The 18,568-nt window shown below is 45.0% G+C and carries 18 protein-coding genes and 3 tRNA genes; 12 read left to right on the top strand and 9 right to left on the bottom strand.

From position 1 onward, the window contains the following. Positions 1-397: 397 nt before the first annotated feature. Positions 398-2,809, top strand: coding sequence for a glycogen/starch/alpha-glucan phosphorylase (locus DW938_RS10840; RefSeq protein WP_117905427.1), 2,412 nt, complete (start codon positions 398-400; stop codon positions 2,807-2,809). A gap of 375 nt (positions 2,810-3,184) precedes the next feature. On the opposite strand, the gene rnr is transcribed toward DW938_RS10840, so the two are convergent. From rnr to mscL, 9 genes are all read right to left on the bottom strand, one after another. Then, entirely contained in the window at positions 3,185-5,296 is a 2,112-nt protein-coding gene (gene rnr, locus DW938_RS10835; RefSeq protein WP_118124816.1) for a ribonuclease R, read from the bottom strand. 15 nt (positions 5,297-5,311) lie between these two features. Next, positions 5,312-6,073, bottom strand: coding sequence for a GNAT family N-acetyltransferase (locus tag DW938_RS10830; protein ID WP_118124814.1), 762 nt, complete (start codon positions 6,071-6,073; stop codon positions 5,312-5,314). A 64-nt stretch (positions 6,074-6,137) separates the two neighbouring features. After that, positions 6,138-6,392, bottom strand: a complete 255-nt coding sequence (gene secG, locus DW938_RS10825; RefSeq protein WP_022287545.1) for a preprotein translocase subunit SecG — start codon at positions 6,390-6,392, stop codon at positions 6,138-6,140. Positions 6,393-6,476: 84 nt separating this feature from the next. After that, positions 6,477-7,913 (bottom strand): DUF389 domain-containing protein, encoded by a 1,437-nt coding sequence (locus DW938_RS10820; protein WP_118124812.1) that lies wholly within the window; start codon positions 7,911-7,913, stop codon positions 6,477-6,479. Positions 7,914-7,931: 18 nt separating this feature from the next. Continuing rightward, positions 7,932-9,098 (bottom strand): serine hydrolase domain-containing protein, encoded by a 1,167-nt coding sequence (locus tag DW938_RS10815; protein ID WP_118124810.1) that lies wholly within the window; start codon positions 9,096-9,098, stop codon positions 7,932-7,934. 317 nt (positions 9,099-9,415) lie between these two features. Continuing rightward, a tRNA-Ser gene (locus DW938_RS10810) sits at positions 9,416-9,507 on the bottom strand. 86 nt (positions 9,508-9,593) lie between these two features. After that, the gene (locus DW938_RS10805) at positions 9,594-10,187 is read right to left on the bottom strand and encodes a hypothetical protein (protein ID WP_117956696.1); all 594 of its coding nucleotides are present in this window, start codon (positions 10,185-10,187) and stop codon (positions 9,594-9,596) included. A 22-nt stretch (positions 10,188-10,209) separates the two neighbouring features. Beyond that, entirely contained in the window at positions 10,210-11,844 is a 1,635-nt protein-coding gene (locus DW938_RS10800; RefSeq protein ID WP_118124808.1) for a class I adenylate-forming enzyme family protein, read from the bottom strand. Between the two features lie 289 nt (positions 11,845-12,133). Then, positions 12,134-12,583: a large conductance mechanosensitive channel protein MscL gene (gene mscL / locus DW938_RS10795; RefSeq protein WP_242992509.1), complete on the bottom strand. Its 450-nt coding sequence runs from the start codon at positions 12,581-12,583 to the stop codon at positions 12,134-12,136. 228 nt (positions 12,584-12,811) lie between these two features. On the opposite strand from mscL, the gene DW938_RS10790 reads away from it, so the two are divergent. The 11 genes from DW938_RS10790 to DW938_RS10740 form a co-directional block, all read left to right on the top strand. Then, positions 12,812-12,887, top strand: a tRNA-Gln gene (locus tag DW938_RS10790). Between the two features lie 25 nt (positions 12,888-12,912). After that, positions 12,913-12,988, top strand: a tRNA-Gln gene (locus DW938_RS10785). Positions 12,989-13,354: 366 nt separating this feature from the next. Continuing rightward, the gene (locus DW938_RS10780; protein ID WP_118124806.1) at positions 13,355-14,188 is read left to right on the top strand and encodes a DUF6329 domain-containing protein; all 834 of its coding nucleotides are present in this window, start codon (positions 13,355-13,357) and stop codon (positions 14,186-14,188) included. 7 nt (positions 14,189-14,195) lie between these two features. Then, positions 14,196-14,519 carry a DUF4314 domain-containing protein gene (locus DW938_RS10775; protein WP_117940718.1) on the top strand — a complete coding sequence of 108 codons (324 nt, stop codon included), beginning with the start codon at positions 14,196-14,198 and terminating at the stop codon, positions 14,517-14,519. Positions 14,520-14,583: 64 nt separating this feature from the next. Beyond that, positions 14,584-14,811, top strand: coding sequence for a hypothetical protein (locus DW938_RS10770; RefSeq protein WP_117865683.1), 228 nt, complete (start codon positions 14,584-14,586; stop codon positions 14,809-14,811). Then, on the top strand, positions 14,795-15,040 hold the full coding sequence (locus tag DW938_RS10765) for a hypothetical protein (RefSeq protein ID WP_242992506.1): 246 nt from the start codon (positions 14,795-14,797) through the stop codon (positions 15,038-15,040). The genes DW938_RS10770 and DW938_RS10765 overlap by 17 nt, the downstream gene beginning before the upstream one ends. Positions 15,041-15,125: 85 nt before the next feature. Continuing rightward, complete coding sequence (gene dcm, locus DW938_RS10760; protein WP_118054600.1) at positions 15,126-16,337, top strand: DNA (cytosine-5-)-methyltransferase; 1,212 nt, start codon at positions 15,126-15,128, stop codon at positions 16,335-16,337. After that, positions 16,338-17,114 carry a phage antirepressor KilAC domain-containing protein gene (locus DW938_RS10755; RefSeq protein WP_118054602.1) on the top strand — a complete coding sequence of 259 codons (777 nt, stop codon included), beginning with the start codon at positions 16,338-16,340 and terminating at the stop codon, positions 17,112-17,114. After that, positions 17,114-17,476, top strand: a complete 363-nt coding sequence (locus tag DW938_RS10750; protein ID WP_117865687.1) for a hypothetical protein — start codon at positions 17,114-17,116, stop codon at positions 17,474-17,476. Before DW938_RS10755 ends, DW938_RS10750 begins: the two co-directional genes overlap by 1 nt. Continuing rightward, positions 17,476-17,673: a hypothetical protein gene (locus DW938_RS10745; RefSeq protein WP_117865688.1), complete on the top strand. Its 198-nt coding sequence runs from the start codon at positions 17,476-17,478 to the stop codon at positions 17,671-17,673. Before DW938_RS10750 ends, DW938_RS10745 begins: the two co-directional genes overlap by 1 nt. 125 nt (positions 17,674-17,798) lie before the next feature. Next, positions 17,799-18,568: DNA adenine methylase (locus tag DW938_RS10740; RefSeq protein ID WP_147342376.1), on the top strand; the 770-nt coding region annotated here is incomplete at its 3' end.

The following is an 18,568-nucleotide window of genomic DNA, read 5'->3' as shown; positions in this document are numbered from 1 at the left end:
GCCCCCTTTTGCTGTTCATTCTTCCAAAATCAGCATTTTATACAATTGAACGCCTTGACAATTATGCAACTATACCATATAATAAAATTAGGCAAATACTATATCCTGTATTATATTCCAAACATAACATGACAGCTATTGCAAAAATAGCATATCAGCGTCTATGATTTCTACAAATCATACGCCTGCCCTATGTAAAAAGTGTTTAAATTTTTGGGGCGTTTGGCATTTTTTCTTGCAAAAATTGTCGGCTTGTGGTATAATTATCAGGAGCAGGGGGCGTGCTATCCCCTCAATGGGTGAAAACTATCCTTGTTTCTTAAACGTTTTCGCCAATATAGTAATAAAGGTGCAGAGCGCAAAGCTCGGCTTGAAAGTATATAGGAGGTAAAGATTTATGGCAAATAGTGCTGTAGAAAAAACAATTTCCACGCAGGAACTTAAAGAAAAGCTTCTTGACGTTCTTCACAACGATTTCCAGACAACACCTGAGGACGCTTCCGACCAGCAGGTATACGAGGCTCTTTCTAAGATCGTTGTAGGAATTCTTAAAGCTAAGAGAAGAAAGTTCACTGTTAAAACTCAGTCTGAGGGCAAGAAGAAGGTCTACTATCTTTCTATGGAATTTCTTATGGGAAGAAGCCTTAAAACTTCTCTTTATAACCTTGAAATGCAGAAGCAGGCTACAAAGGTCCTTAAGGACATGGGCATTTCTATAAACGGCATTTACGAGTGCGAGCCTGACGCAGGTCTTGGCAACGGTGGTCTTGGAAGACTTGCTGCCTGCTATCTTGACGCTCTTGCTGCCGACGGCTATCATGCTACAGGCTATTCTATCTGCTATGAATACGGTATCTTCAAGCAGAAGCTGGAGGACGGCTGGCAGACCGAGCTTCCTGACAACTGGCTCCCGGGCGGCTCTGTATGGCTCGTTCCTGTTCCGTCAAAGGCTGTCGAGGTTCGTTTTGACGGCGAGCTTAAGGAATACTGGGACAATCAGTATCACTGCGTAACTCACGAGAACTACACATCAGTTATGGCTGTTCCATACGATCTGTTCGTATCAGGCTACAACAGCGAAGCAGTTTCAAAGCTCAGACTTTGGAAAGCTGAAATGGCTGACTTTGATATGTCAATGTTCAATCAGGGCGACTATCAGAAGGCTCTTAGCAAGAACATCATTTCACAGGCTATCACAAAGGTGCTTTATCCTAACGACAACCATGCAGAGGGCAAGTCACTCAGACTTAGACAGCAGTATTTCCTTTGCGCTGCTTCTATCGGCGATATCGTAAACCAGCACATGAGCGTTTACGGCACACTTGACAATCTCCATGAAAAGGTAGCTATCCACATCAACGATACTCACCCGACACTTGCTATCCCAGAACTTATGAGAGTTCTTCTTGATGATTGCGGCTATTCATGGGACAAGGCTTGGCACATCGTTACGAACACATTTGCATACACAAACCACACTGTAATGCCTGAGGCTTTGGAGAAGTGGGACTGCAACCTTCTCAAGAGCGTTTGCCCTAGAATCTTCTCTATCATCATCGAGATAAACGAGCGTTACTGCAAGGATCTTTGGGAGAGATACAAGGATCAGGCTAAGGTTTCACATATGTCTATCGTTGAGGACAACAAGGTGAAAATGGCTACACTTTGCGTACACGCTTGCCACAGCGTAAACGGCGTTGCAAAGATACACTCTGAAATCATCAAGAAAGAAACATTCAAGGACGAGTACCTTGACACACCAACAAAGTTCAAAAACGTTACAAACGGTATCGCATACAGAAGATGGCTTTATCAGTCTAACGAGGGTCTGACAGATCTTCTTTGCGAGAAGATAGGCGACGGCTTCCTCAAGAATGCCGCTGAGCTTTCAAAGCTTGCTGTATTCAAGGACGACAAGGACGTTCTTGACAGACTTGCAAAGATCAAGCTTGACAACAAGAAGAGTTTTGCAAAGTATGTAAAGAATCAGTATGGCGTTGTTCTCAACACTGATTCTATCTTCGACGTTCAGGTAAAAAGACTTCACGAATACAAAAGACAGCAGCTCAACGCTTTGAACATCATAGCACAGTACAATTACCTCAAGGCTAATCCAAACGCTGATTTTGTACCAAAGACATATATCTTTGCTGCAAAGGCTGCTCCTGGCTACTACATGGCAAAGCAGATCATCAAGCTTATCTGGAACATTTCTCAGGAGCTGAAAAAGGACAAGAAGCTCAACGAGAAGCTCAACGTTATCTTCCTCGAGGACTACAACGTATCACTTTCTGAGATACTCATGCCAGCGGCAAACATCTCTGAGCAGATCTCACTTGCTGGTACAGAGGCTTCAGGTACAGGTAACATGAAGCTTATGATAAACGGCGCTATCACACTGGGTACTCTTGACGGAGCAAACGTTGAGATACACGAGCAGGTAGGAGACGACAACATCATCATCTTCGGTATGAACGTTGACGAGGTAAACGCTTGCAAGTCAGGCTACAAGCCTATGGACATCTACAACTCAAACACAGTTGTTAAGCAGGCTATCGACACACTTCAGTACGGCATCAACGGACAGCAGTTCAACGAGATCGCTGACAGCCTGAAGAACTCTGACCCATACATGGCTCTCAAGGACTTCGATTCTTACCAGAAGGCTCAGGCTTACGCTTCTGAGTGCTACAAGGATCAGACAAAGTGGCAGAAGATGAGCCTTGCAAACATTGCAGGCGCAGGCATTTTCTCCGCAGACCGTTCTGTTGAGGACTACGCTAGAGATATTTGGGGTCTTTCAAAGTAATTTATTAATACAAAAAATTATCGGACAGTTGCTTGGTGCGACTGTCCGATTTTTTGTACATATACGCAATTCATGAAACGATAAATTTGTAAGGTCACAAGATGAGTGAAAGGAACGGGACGCCGAGGGCGTCGTCCCCTGCATGGTTCGAGCGATGTTTATACAATGTGAAAATCAACATAAATAGTGACGTGCGAGAAAAGCGGGCTGCCGAGGGCGCAAGCCCCTACATTGTTTGTGCGATGTTTATTCAATGTGAAAAGCAACATAAATAGTGACGTGCGAGAAAGGCGGGCTGTCGAGGGCGCCAGCCCCTACATTTTTTTAACACACAAAAAAGGACGGCTTTTTTTCACCGTCCTTTTGATTTCTAATTTAGTCCTCGTCAGCAAGTGCAAAATCTATCTTGCCCGAGTTTACATTTGCGTTTATCACCTTTACTCTGATAGGGTCGCCCACACGATATTCCATTCCGTTTGTAAGGTTTTTCAGGCTCACCATATCGTCGCAGACATATTCGCCGTCAGGCATATTGTCCGTGTGGAGCAGTCCCTCGCAGGTGTCAGGAAGTGCGATAAAAAGACCGAACTCAACGGCTGAAACCACTGTTCCCTGAAACTCATCACCGATATGAGCGTTCATATACTCAGCCTTGTAGCAATCCTCACAGCTTCGCTCCACCTGCATTGCGGTAAGCTCTGTCTTTGTGGACTGGTCGGCTGAGGCGTACACGAACTTGTTGAACTTTGTGGCGCACTCCTCTGCACTGCTGCCACTGAGAAAAGCTGACATTATTCTGTGGATAGTCAGATCAGGGTAACGTCTGATAGGTGAAGTGAAGTGGGCATAATCCTCCAGTGCAAGTCCGAAGTGACCCACAGGCTCGGTGGAATATCTTGCCTTTGACATACTTCTCAGTACGATATTGTTCATGATAAGGTCTATATCAGTACCCTTTGCGGCTTTGAGTATCTCCGACATATCCCCAGGGCAAGCCTTTTCGCCCAGCTTATACTGGACGTTGAGCTTGACAAGCGCTTCCCTCAGGGATTCAAGCTTCTCGTCTGACGGCTCTTCGTGGATACGATAAACGAACGGCAGGTTATTATCCATGCCAAATCTTGCGGCACACTCGTTTGCAACAAGCATGAAGTCCTCTATTATCTCCTCGCTTCTTCCACGGGTACGCCTCTCAACTCCCACGCAGATATCCTCGTCATTGATGATAAGCTTGCTCTCAGAGGTTTCAAGCTCAGGACAGCCACGGTTTTTCTTGTTTTTATACAAAATATCCGCAAGCTCTTTTATAATAGGAAGCTGATCTGAAACCTCGGCATATTTTTCTTTAAGTTCAGCATCGTCACTGCCTGCCAAAAGTGAATTTATCTCGGAATAAACGCCCTTTACACGGGAGCGGATAACAGTTTTTGCAAACTTATACTCTGTGATATTGCCCTGCTTGTCAAGCTCACAAAGACACGAAAACGCAAGTCTGTCCTCCTGCGGATTAAGGGAGCAGATGCCGTTTGAAAGCTCCTTAGGGAGCATTGGTATAACTCGGTTTGCGTAATAAACGCTTGTGCCACGTTTGAAAGCTTCGTTATCCAGCTGTGACTTTGGCTGAACATAGTGGGAAACGTCGGCAATGTGAACGCCAAGGAGATAACCTGTTTTGGTTCGTTCAACAGAAATTGCGTCGTCGATATCCTTTGTATCTGCGCCGTCAATGGTGAATATCGGCTTGTCACGGAGGTCAAGGCGGCCCGGTATCTCCTCTTTTATCCTTGAATAATCGGACACTTCCCTAGCCTCATAGATGACCTCGCTTGGGAAAACAGGGGTCAGACCATTGACCTCAAGGACGCTCATTGCGCAGGCAGAGGCTTTCATGGAGCTTCCATAGCTTGAAACTATCTCGCAGACGTGTTCAGAGTGCCTGTTTCCACGCTTTGTGACCTGTGCCACCACCTTATCGCCCTCGTGAAGCTCAAGCCTCATAGGGTTCTCAAAGGTCATTGCATATTTTGACAGCATATCAGGAACGATTTTCAGCACGCCGAACTCGCTCACAAGTTCGCCCGTAAACTTGGCAAAATTCTCCTCCACAATGCTCATGACCTCGCCCTCGGTGCAAGCTCCCTCGCCCTTGAAGGTTCTCACAAGAACGATATCGTGTGGCATTGCGCCTTTGAGGTACTTGCCCACAACAAAAATTTCCTCGTCAGTGTCAAGATTTTTCACAAAGCCGTAAGTCTTATTGAGCCTTACCACCTCGCACTTGACGAATTTCTTAGGGTCAACGAGCCTTATGCCGAACTTATCTTCCATTATCTCGCCGTTTTTCTTCATTTTGTCAACGGCTTTTGTGAATTTTTCAAACTCAAAGCCCTTTCCTCTGCATGATCTCAGCAATTCTTTGAAAGTCAGCGGCTTCTTGCCTGCTTTTTTTAACTTTGAATATATTATTTTTCTGTAATCTAACTTCATAAATTTCCTTTCTTTTTACTTATATTCCAACGCTATGTATTCATCTTTGAACACAAAGCCCATTTTCTGTGCTATTGAAAGCGAGGTGAGATTTCGTGCGTCCCAGTGAGGTGTAAGCCCACGGCGTACACATTCCAGCAAAAACGCCGCCGCAGTTATCTGTGCAAGACCTTTCAGACGGTATTCTTTACGGGTTGAAACTTCTATCTCAACGCCTTTATCGTAGTATGAGAACGCAGAAGTTCCGCTGACTATCCTGCCATTATCAGTGAGCACATATCCGAAACCATGGGCTGAAAAGTCCGCAAAGTCTTTAAAATTGCACACAAAGGACTCCGACCACTGCTCTACCAAGGCTTTCTTATAAAGTTCTTCATCTATCATTGACAGTTTAAGCTGTCCCATATTTTGTACTCTTGATAATGTTTCACGCAGTTTGTCGGTATCAAAGTCGTTTTCAGGCGGACAGGTGTGATATCTTTTGACTATTTTAAGCTGTCCGTCGCGGGCACACAAGGCTTTTGCAAGCTCCTCGCTGTCAGGAACTATGACTGCGTTTTTGTTATCGCTGCAAAATTTGAGCATATCAGCCCCAAAGCTTTTGTCACCTGCGGCAAAATAAAAGTCGCCGCAGCATATGACCGCCGCAGTTGGTGCGGTGGTATCGTCGCAAAAGGCAGTGCCGAAAATGCCGTCAAAATATGAAAACATCAGCGAGTCATAAAGATCCGCAAAAAGCGGTCTTATCTTATTCTTTACACCGTCTGCACATTTCATTACATTCTTTTCCCCATTCTTACTTTCTGCAAAGAAAAAGCCCTGCACGGAGCAGGGCGGGTAATTATTTCTTGATCTGATAAATAATATTTACAGCAAGAGTTATCACGAATATCAGTATCGCACTTATCCTTGTCAGTCTGTTAAGCTTAGCGTCCTTGGTGTTTGAACCGTTCTTTCCATAGAAAGAATCGTTATATCCACCGCCGATAGCAGATGTAAGACCCTGCTCTTTGGTGTCCTGCGCAAGAACTACAAGTATGATAACGAGGCTGGCTACGATCAGCAGTGCGCCTGCAACGATCTCAATTACGCTCATTTTTGTTCCTCCAAAACATAATTATACATTTTAATATATTATAGCACACATCTTCTCAGATTGCAAGGGGTTTTCAGAATTTTTTCAATTCTTTTTCTTTTTATCGGTGCTTTCAGCCTTTGAGGTGGTATCTTTCTGCTTCTCCACCTGCTGGATAACTGTGACGTTTGACACGTCAAGACGTTTTTTCAGAAGCTCTGTGACCGTTTTGAGCTGTTCATCGGTAAGAACCTTGTTCTCATATAGCACCACTGTTACGCCATTAACTGTTGTGGGCGAGCCTACTGAATGACTGCTCATGTGACCGCCTGCCGCACCAGTTATGTTTGGATAAACGATAGCAAGCTCCTCGGCGATATCGCTCATGTCTATATCATAGCTCTGATAGCTGTCAAGCTGTGCTTTCAGATTTTCATTCTCGGCTTTAAGGTCATCGTTTTCTTTCTGCGCAAGCACCTGTGCCACCTTGTTCTGTGTTTCCTCATCGTCGGCATTCTTTTCAAGCATCTTTTCGACCTCGTCAGCGGTAACACCGCTTTCCACCTCGGTCTGTGTTATCACAAGCTTATAATCTCCCAATCCGAAAGCTTTCAGCTCGCTTTGAAGTGCCTTTGTATCGGCAGTACTTATTTTCTTGCCAAGGAGCGCCACTTCTATCATACGTTTATCGGTATCTATTGTTTTCTGCACTATCTGAGTGCCGTCAAAGTCAAAATTCTCGGTGATAAACTTCTCTGCACTGCTGTTATCCATTGTCTTTTTCACAATATCATAGCCAAGATAAATACTAGGAAGCATGGTAATAACTGTGATAAAAGCGATATTTCTGTGTATCTTTTTCAAAGCCTTCGGGGAAATATCGTTGCCGTGAGGCAGCCTTAAAAGCTTCAGTACAACGATAGCCGCAAGGCAGATGAAAAAGCTGTTTATGAAAAAGAGATACAATGCACCGCCGAAATAGTCAAGGCGATGTCTTGCCAAGCCGTAGCCTGCGGTACAAAGCGGCGGCATGAGTGCTGTTGCGATAGCCACGCCGGGGATAACGTTGCTTTTCTCCTTACGGGTCTGACCTATTATGCCGGCAAGTCCGCCAAAAAGGGCAATAAGAACGTCCCACGCTGTAGGTGTGGTTCGGGCGAGAAGCTCGGAGGAGGCTGTGGTGATAGGTGAGATAGTAAAGTAAATAGTCGAGGTGATAAGGCAAATGACCACCTGTATGCCAAGTCTTATCGCCGCACCCTTTGAAAGGGTCAGGTCATTGGTGGCGATTCCGTAGCCTATGGCTGTTATACCGCCCATAAGAGGTGAGATGAGCATAGCACCGATTATAACGGCGGTGGAGTTCATATTCAGACCTATGGAGGCTATAAGTATGGCAAGCATGAGGATACACATATTCGTACCCTGAAGCTTTGCGCCGGATATTATCGTATTATGTATCTCATCAGGGTCAGCCATATCCCAGCGCAGACTGAACATATTTCTAAGCCCTTGTATAAATCTGCCTTCCTGTAATTTCAAATCTCAGACCTCCCCTGCTTATTTTACTGCACCCCATGCGATGTTCTGCAAACGCCTTGCAGAATCGGTAGTGCCTGCGCCTGTCTGCTGGATAAAATATAGTATGCAGAGCTGTTCTTTTGGGTCAAGGCTGAAATAGCAACCCATCCAGCCGTCCCAGCCGAAAGAGCCTTCTGACTGGATAAGTCCTGCAGTGGAAGGGTCGTCAAGGATACGCATGAAGTTACCGTAGCCGTGACCCTTTGTGCTGTCCCAGTTAAGGGTCTTGCGCTGTTCAGGTGTAAGACCATTTCTTGTCATGAAATCGACCGTGTTTCTGCCGAGTATCCTCACACCGTCAAGCTCGCCCTTGTTCATAAGCATTTTGGCAAACTTTGCATAGTCCTCTACAGTGGAAACAAGACCTGCTCCGCCCGACTCAAAGGCAGGGGGTACAGTGTAATCAGTAAGGCAAAGGTGGAAGTGAGTGAAAGGTTCGTTTCCGCCATTTTTGTATTCATAACACTGGGCAAGTCGGCTGTACTTTTCCGCCGGGATATAAAAGCCTGTATCGTTCATACCGAGGGGTTCAAAGATCTCTTTTCTAAGAAAATCTCCGAACTTCATGCCAGAAACCACCTCGATAACAGCACCCATGATGTCAGCAGATGCACCGTACAACCACTTTTCACCAGGGGAGAACATAAGAGGACGCTTGCCCATTTCTTTGGCAAAGCTTACGGTATCCAGAAGCTTTTCGCCCTTGAGATATTTTTCAGACTGCTCGCCCCAAAGCGCACCCATTTTCTGACCTGCGGGAGTGCCGTCAGGATAAGGGATACCGGAAGTCATGGTGAGCAGGTCGCCTATGGTTATATCTCTGTCGGCAGGACGCTCACCGTTCTCATCAAGGACCACAGGATCGGAAAACTCAGGGATAAACCACTTGAGCAGGTGACGAGTGTCGAGCAGACCACGCTCGATAAGTATCATTGCGGCAGCGGCTGTGACAGGCTTTGACATAGAAAAAAGTCTGAAAATGCTGTCAGTTTTCATAGGGATATTTTTCTCCTTGTCAGCAAGACCAAAGCTTTTGAGATAGACAGTTTCGCCTTTATGGATAACGCTGAGAACTGAGCCTGAGAAAACACCGTTGGTTATCTCTTTTTGTGCAACAACGTCGAGATATTTAAAATTTTCGTACATGGTAGACCTCCGTGTTATGATGTTTGATATATAGGATTATAACACAGTTCTGGCGGAAATGCAAGATTTTGTGTGGCAGCAAAAAATCCGCTACCATAAATGATAGCGGATTGGGTGCAGGGACACGTCCCCTACTTTGTAAAGTTTACAAACAAACTTATTGAGCGGGACTGAAGTTTGATAACAAAAAAGCCATGACGGGAAATGCCCGTCACGGCGAGCATCAAACCCCTCCCAGCATATCATACCTATGGGCGGGAGCAAAAAAATCCGCTACCATAAATGATAGCGGATTGGGTGCAGGGGCACGCCCCTGCTGGCGGAGATGGAGAGATTTGAACTCTCGCTACGGTTTTGCCGTACTACCGCATTTCGAGTGCGGACCCTTCAGCCACTTGGGTACATCTCCTTGTGTCAACTATACTATTATACAAGTAATCACAAAAAAAGTCAAGCCCTTTGTGCAAATTTAAGCACAAAGAGCTTGTCCATCATCTATTGCTGAGCACGCCTCTGCATCTCCTTAACATATGCAAGCGTTTCAGGAGTGTAACCTACCATTGCGTTGGGACAACATTGGGAAAGCAATTGCATAAGCCCCATGGCGGTGTCCTTGCCCTTGGCATATACGTTAAAACGCAGTACATTCTTCTTGTGCTTCGTGCAGACGATTATCTCGTTTGTGTAGCTGATGAAATTCATACTCGCTGTGTGCTGGTAAATGCCGTAGGCTTCCTCTCGCCAGCACATCTGAAATGGCGCTTTCTTGTTGGCAAGCACCCTGTCGGATACGATAATATGATCGTCCTGATATTGTATGTTGGCGTAAAGCTCGTCAGCCTGCTGTAAAAGATCGGGATTGGCTTTGAATATGCCGCTCTTTTCAGGGTGCGTCCTCCGTGATGTACCAAATATAAGAAATATAACACCAGGCGTAAGAGCAAAAAGTCCAAGTATCAATACGCCGTATTCACCGGCTACTACCGCCGCAAATGAGATAAATCCACCCATTAGCGTGAGTATCACACCGCCAGCTATCATTGCTATCATTCTTTTTCGTATGTTGGCAAATACTACTTCTCGTCCCATTTTCGTTACCCCTCTTTACTTTTTATCCGTGATTCTGCTTTGCCACAAGGCTCTCTCCGCAGTATATCTTCCTGAGCTTTGGCTTCTCTATCTTGCCCGTCGGGTTTCTCGGTATGTCTGCAAAAATTATCTTGTGCGGACGCTTGTATCTCGGAAGCTTCTGACAGAACGCCATTATCTCTTCCTCTGTGCATGGGTGGTCTGGCTTTAGCTCGATTATTGCCGCCGCTATCTCGCCCAAACGCTGGTCAGGCAGACCAATTACTGCCACGTCCCTGATAGCGTCGTGACTTCTCAAAAAGTCTTCTATCTGTACAGGGTAAAGATTTTCTCCACCACTTATAATAACGTCCTTTTTGCGGTCAACAAGGTAAATAAAGCCGTCCTCGTCCTCCTGAGCCATGTCGCCCGTGAAAAGCCAGCCGTCTTTAAGAGTTTCAGCTGTCGCCTTTGGATCTCTGTAGTAGCAGGTCATAACGCCGGGACCTTTTACGCAAAGCTCGCCCACTTCGCCACGCTTTACAGTGTTGCCCTTATCATCAACTATCTTGACCTTCCAGCCAAAGCCTGCCTTGCCTATTGCGCCTACCTTGTCAATGTTATCCATGCCAAGGTGTACACATCCCGGACCTATAGATTCGCTAAGACCATAGTTAGTGTCATATTTGTGGTTAGGGAAAACCTTTTTCCAGCGTGCAATAAGTGACGGCGGAACAGGCTGTGCGCCTATGTGCATAAGCCTCCACTGTGAAAGCTCATACTTTGAAAGTGTCACCTCGCCGCTGTCGATAGCGTCAAGGATATCCTGCGCCCAAGGCACAAGAAGCCATACGATAGTACACTTCTCCCTTGATACAGTGTCAAGTATAAATTCGGGCTTCACGCCCTTGAGAAGCACCGCCTTACCCCCTGAGATAAGGCTTCCGAACCAGTGCATCTTCGCACCTGTGTGATAAAGGGGAGGGATACAAAGGAAAACATCGTCCTTGGTCTGACCGTGATGATTCTGCTCAACTCTTGCGGCGTGCATAAGGCTCTCGTGATTGTGCAGGATAGCCTTAGGGAAGCCAGTTGTGCCTGACGAGAAGTAGATAGCCGCATCGTCTTCGTCAGTAAGCTCTATGTACGGAGTAGTGCTTGCACAGTTTGCAGTGAGCCTGTCATAATGCTCTGCAAATGACGGACAGTTCTCGCCAACATAGAAAAGAAGTCTGTTCTTGCTTATCTCATCAGCTATCTCCTCAACTCTGCCGATAAATTCAGGACCAAATACAAGAATATCCACCTCGGCAAGGTCAAGACAGTATTTTATCTCCTCCGGAGTGTATCTGAAATTCAGCGGCACTGCAAGCGCACCCGTCTTGAGGATACCAAAATAAATAGGCAGCCATTCAAGACAGTTCATAAGCAGAATACCCACCTTGTCACCCTTTTTTACCCCACGGGACAAAAGCAGATTGGCAAAGCGGTTAGCCTTTTCGTTGAAAACGCTCCAGGTTATCTCACGGCGATAATGACAGACTGGGTTAGGCTCGATAAGCTCATATTCCTTCCAAGTCACACGTCTGGTTTCTCTGATCTCAGGATTGACCTCTACCAGAGCAACATCGTTTCCGAACTCTCGTGCGTTACGCTCCAGTATCTCGGTTATAGGCATACAAAAACTTCCTTTCATAATTAAAAGCTTGAAAGCTAGAAAACTTAAAAGCTTAAAAGTATTCACAAACATATATGTTATTATTTTATCATATGATGACAAAAAAGTAAAGAGATTTAAAACAGAATAAGTGACAAAGTGAAAGATAAATAATTGTGGAGTTTTTACAGAAGAAAAGTGTTTGCCCCTACCTGAATTTGAGCGAATACCGTCAAAAAGATAACCGCCAAAAAAAGACAGCCCCACATGGGAGCTGCCCCTTAACTTAAAAAGTGTACCGTTTCAGATCTTATTCTTCTGCCTTTTCTTCCTCTTTGCTCGCCTCAGCCGCCTGCTGTGCCTTGAGAAGATCCCTGATCTCTGTAAGAAGCACTACGTCCACCGGTGGCTCTGCAGGCTTTTCAGGCTCTTCATGCTTGCCAAGTGACGCAAGCTTGTTTATGACCTTCATTATTACAAAAATAACGAACGCCATGATTATGAAGTTGATCACTGCCGTCAGAAATGCGCCGTAGTTTATGTACTGATTTCCAAGCAAATGTATCTTGCCCTCTACGTCAGCGCCGCCTATACAGCCTATTATCGGGTTGATAAAATTCTCAGTAAATGACGTCACGATATTCTGAAACGCAGCGCCTATGATAACGCCCACTGCCAAGTCCATGACGTTTCCTTTGAGAGCAAACGCCTTGAACTCATTTACAAACTTCTTGATAAATCCTTTTTTCTTCTCTTCCATAACGGTTACGACCTTTCGTTTTTTGTTCCGAGCCACGCTCTTATGGTCATTTTATCACATATTTTGACCATTTTCAATAGTTTTTCTACAACATCCTACGGTTTTACGTCGTTTTGCCCATATATGTTAATACACTGTAAATGCTTTGTAAACAAATATGAAAAGGTATTGCATTTCCCGAAATGGTGTGCTATAATGATTAAGCTGTTTGAGTGAGGGACATGACGATGGGATATAGCCAAGAGGTAAGGCAGCGGACTTTGACTCCGTCATTCCGATGGTTCGAATCCATCTATCCCAACCAAAAACAAGCTAAATCGAACAAACATTGGGGTGTCGCCAAGTGGTAAGGCAACGGACTCTGACTCCGTCATTCCGAAGGTTCGAATCCTTCCACCCCAGCCATATTGGTGGAACAAAAAAGATGCACCAGCCGAAAAGCCCGTAAATGCGGGCTTTTTTCATGCTTTTTAACCGGAAATTTTAAGGTGAAAACCGTGGATGCTTTTTCACGATTTTAGCCGACCGGAAGGATTTGAACGCTACACAACGAAATATTGTCAAACAAATCGGCAGGCTTTGAGCAAATTTCGCTCTTAACTTGCCGATTATTTATGAAAAAACTTTCACAAACTTTTCAAGACTGTTTTGTCTAATATCACGAAATGTGATAAATGACAAAACGGTCTTTTTTTATTTCTCAAGGAAGGACGTGATACCCGTGTGGCAGCTATACTATTAAAATGGAAAATAAAACAAAGGAGGAAATCAATGAACAACAAACTTATAATCAACACAAATCTGCTTCGCAAAGAATCGGAATTCAAAACGTATACTTGCGTGGTGGAAAAAGCTGTGCCTGTTCCGACCGAAGAATTTGAGAGGCTGAAACACACTCCGATGTGCAATAACGATCTCATAAGTGAAAACCTTAACAGTATGTGGTACGGCAACGGCGTACACCATTGTCTGCTGATCTACGACAAGCAACAGGGCGACGGCTTGTTAATAGAGTCTGAGGGTGCTCCCTATGCAAGATATGCCCAGTATATTCCAAACGCCAAACTGTTGTACGAAAATCATATGCAGAATCATTTACAGGAATTAAAATTTTACTGTCCGCTTGAAATCAACAGAGAACCGGAATGCCGGTATGACGAGGAATACGAAAAAATCTCGTCCTATGAGGCTTCTGCTTACAAATCGGAGATAAACCGATTTATTGAGGATTTTACAATGCCCGAGGAGAAAGAACGGGGTCTCATGAACTGGTATGGCAAGGGCAATTCAGTCGACCAAAAGGTACGCTCGGCGTTTATGTCTGTCGAGGAGCGCGACGGAGAGCTTGTTGGCGTTATTACGGCTCAGATTTACGGTCAGCTTACAGATGAAGAGCTTGAAGAATTCCGCTTGTACTGCGAGGGACAACTTTCAGACGGCGTTGGGGAGTCTCTTGAACAGCGGCCGATAAAAACTCCCGACGGCGATATTTATGTCAGCTTCTGGAATTCAGATGACAACTGGAGCTTGCAGACGGAGGAAGAAATAAACAGCATTCAGTCAGAAGATTTGACCGATGAACCCGATATTGGAATGACAATGTGAGGTACGCATGGTATACAATGAAAAGAAAGTTGAGTTGCTTAGACAGAGGTATCCCGAGGGTACTCGGATTTGTCTTGACCACATGGAGGACTTATGTCCTGTGGAAAGCGGCACCAATGGAACTATTATTGGAGTCGACGATATCGGCTCAGTCATGGTTAAGTGGGATAACGGCAGAACTTTGAATCTTCTGCCCGATGAAGATAAATTTCATACGATCAAGCATGAACAAACTCAGTCAGACGAACAAACAGAAGAAAATACGGAAAATGAAGAAATCGCAGAAATCGAGGAATTATCGGAAGAACCGGAAATGGATATGTCCATGTAGGACTTGAAATACGGCGGTTTATGTGATATAATGTACAAGATAAAATTCTGAGAGGAATACGTTCATGAGTAAAAACAGTAAGATCTGCCCGAACTGCGGCAGAAAAATGAAACAGCAGTTTATCGGATTACAGCATTGTAAGTGCGGTATAAGCTGGAAACATGATATGGGTTACTTTGAACGCACAAACGATATGGTATTCGCTTTGCAGCGTGTTAAAATCGGCAAGAAGGTAAAGCAAATGCCCATTATACGAATAAAAGAGCGAAAGGAAAATGAATATGCCGAATAAGCCGCTCCTTGACCGAGCCTTATACAAAAAAATTAAAGCTATGGACCGTGAAACAATGGACAATTTCATTCAGAATATATATCAGACAGGAAAAGACGACGTACACGCCACAGAAGTCGACTTCGACAAGCTGCGTGAAGATATATCCAAGATCAAGGGTATCGGAGAAAGCCGATTGAATGAAATAATGGCTGTGATCGAAAGTCATATAGGAGCTGACTCCGAATAATACAATTAAATATCGCAGAACTGCCGTTAAATGAGAGATCATTTAGCGGTTTTTTTATTGTCAAAATCAGAAAGGGGCGCTTTGAATGATACGAGTATTCGACGCATTTTCAGGCATCGGAGGCTTCCGATCTGCTCTGGAAAGAGTCGGAGGATTTGAAATTGTGGGGTGGTGCGAGATTGACAGATTTGCGCAGAAAGCCTACAAAGCACTGTACGATACCGGAGGTGAACAATTTTATGAAAATATCAGAGATATTGACGTCGGAAAACTTGCAGACTTTGATCTCCTTATTGGAGGTTTCCCCTGCCAGCCGTTCTCGGTCTGCGGAGCAAGAAAAGGCTTTGCCGACGAGCGAGGAGATCTGTTCTTTGAGCTTGCCCGACTGCTTGAAGCGAAAAGACCTAAGTATTTTTGCTTTGAAAACGTACCCGGTCTCATGGGGATTGACTCGGGAAAAACTTTTGCAAAAATCATTGAAAAGCTTTCTCAACTGGGGTATTGCGTGGAATGGCGTGTGTATAACAGCGCCGATTACCTTCCCCAAGTCAGAAAAAGAGTTTACATTGCAGGATGTCTTGGAATCGACTGTTCCGGAAAAATACTGGCTTTCGGAAAAAGCGACAGCCAGAATTGCCGGAAAACTGAACAAATCATAGGCGGAAGTCAAGGCACGAGAGTTTATGATCCCGATGGACTTGCGGTGACGCAGTGCAGCGGTTCGGGCGGTATGGGCGGAAAAACAGGTCTGTACTTTATTGACAGCAATCCTCCACCTAATCTCACAGAAAATGCAAGATGTATAACCGCAAGGCAGAACAGCGGAGTAAGTCATCACAAAGGTGAACACTCCGCTGTTTTTTGTGATCTGAACGAAAATCCGCAGATTACGGAAAACGCCCGATGTCTGCATACAAGAATGGACTTGGGGGTAACAAACGGAACTCATAAAGGAGAAAGATCGGGAGTTCTGATTGAGGACGGACCGAGAGCAATTATCAATCCGTTTAAGGAAACTACCCGTCAAAACGGCAGACGAATAAAAAATCCCAACGAACCGATGTTTACGCTTACGGTAACCGATCGACACGGGATTGTCCACCATGGACGGATAAGACGCCTTATGCCAATTGAGGCATGGCGGCTGCAGGGTTTTACAACAGAGCAATTCGAAAAAGTTGCGGCAACGGGGATGTCCGACGCACAGCTCTACAAACAAGCCGGAAATGCCGTAAGCGTACCCGTTGTTGAAGAAATTGCGAGAAATTTACTGAAATTTGATGAGGAGATAAATTAAATGAATAATATGATCAAGATTTTCAAAAATGAGGAATTTGGTTCTCTCAGAATTTTAAAGGATGATAACGGCAGAATTATGTTCTGCGGCAAGGACGTGGCTTCTGCATTGGGCTACAGCAATACAAAAGACGCAATAAAGCGGCATTGCAGGTGGGGCGTGAAACACGACCTACCTCATCCGCAGTCTCCAAGTAAAACTATTAAGATGATTTTTATTCCTGAGGGAGATGTTTACAGACTTGTTGCACACAGCAAGCTGCCGAGAGCTGCGGAATTTGAGTCGTGGATTTTTGATAAAATTCTGCCTCAGATCAATCAAACAGGCGGCTACGTCAGCAACGAGCAAATGTTCATAGAAAACTATCTTCCGTTTCTCGACGAGCCGTACCGCAATCTGTTCCGTTTGCAGATGATGGCTATCAACAAGCTGAACGAGCGGATACGTCACGACCAACCGTTAGTGGAGTTTGCGAATCAGGTTGCAAATACCGATAATCTCATCGACATGAACGCTATGGCAAAATTGGCAAGAGCCGAAAATATCCCTGTCGGAAGAAACAAGCTCTACGGCTGGCTTAAGAGTATGAGAGTGCTTATGGCGAATAATCTCCCCTATCAGGCGTTTATCGACCGAGGATATTTTGCGGTAAAGGAGTCGGTGTTTGAAACTCCGACTATGACCAAGACCTATCAGCAGACGTTTGTGACGGGAAAGGGTCAGCATTTCGTCATAAATCTGCTGAAAAAATATTACGGGAAGGAGGTTTTGCAATAATGGAGATCAAAAGCATTTCTTTACACGATCTGAGAAAAATGAATGACAGCGAGGGACTTGTCCTGCAAGGGTGCGGCGGCGATCTGCAGGAATGGGTCGACGGCATAAACGATATGCTGACGGAAAGCGGAATATTGCAGAATGACAATAGGTTTGAAAAGGCATATAGCTTTAAAAACGGAGGCCTTACCTGTCTGCTGTTTCCCTTTGAAGATGTTCAGCTTGATGTAGGTAAGCTTGCAATATGGCGGCTCCGGACGAGGGAGGATTTCGGAAGCACATGGCTGTCGGATTACATTGTGAACAATCTTGAAGAATGCGTTTCGGAACAGGACGAAGATTTAGAAATGGAGATGGGTTAATGCATACAAACAAAATCAAAGCTAAAGTGGACTTCAAGTTCTGTATTGGAAGTATTCCTGCAATGCTGAGAGCGACAAAACCCGTACTTTCGGAGCGGCAGTACAAGGAGCTGTGCAATGAGGTAAACAAAGCCGACGGCTACCTTGAACAGAAGCGAATAATTTTTTCATACGTTGACCCGATAATCAAGGGCTGAAAACAGCGTAAAATCTAATATTTATTAAGGTCGTTTTGCCAACAGCAGATCAAAAATCTGGTGCTTGCAAAGCGACTTTTCTCCTGTTGGTATAAACGGCAGAAAGGAAAAACATGAACAGTTTTATGTCATGGGTAGGAGGAAAAAAGGCTCTCAGAGACGCCGTACTTGCGAGGTTTCCACCCTACTATGAGCGGTATATAGAGGTTTTCGGAGGCGCAGGCTGGGTTCTGTTCCATAAGCCGCCCGGTATGGATTTTGAGGTATATAACGATTTTAACAGCAATCTTTCTAATCTGTACCGCTGTGTCAGAGATAAGCCAAATAAGCTGAAATACAAGCTGCGGTACGTCCTCAATTCCCGTGAGGATTTTGATTGGATAGCAGGGCTTCATAAACGCAATCTTTTCCCGAAATTTCGGGACATTGATCGTGCGGCAAAATTTTATCAGCTTATTCGTTACAGCTATGCAAGCGGACTTGACAGCTTTGCAAGTCAGCCGCATTCCATTTGGTCGGACTTCCCGATGATAGACTTGGCGGCGAGGCGATTGCAGAAAGTCATAGTTGAGAACAAGGATTTTGAAAAGCTGATACGGCAGTATGACCGCCCTGTCAGCTTTTTCTACTGCGATCCGCCGTACTTTGCTACCGAAAACTATTACAAGGACGTCGGGTTTAAAACCAAGGATCATATCAGACTGCGTGACACTCTTCTGGATATCAAGGGCAAGTTTCTTGTTTCTTACAACGACTGTCCCGAAATTCGTGAGATATGGGACAAGCCGAATATCCGCATCGAGGAGATCAGCAGAATTAACAACTTGGCACAGCGGTACGACGGCGGCTGTCAGTATGCGGAACTCCTCATATCCAATTACGATACGAGCGAGAG

Source organism: Ruminococcus sp. AM43-6 (assembly GCF_003461785.1).
Lineage (GTDB): Bacteria > Bacillota > Clostridia > Oscillospirales > Ruminococcaceae > Hominimerdicola > Hominimerdicola aceti.
This window is presented reverse-complemented; position numbering and strand designations above follow the sequence as displayed.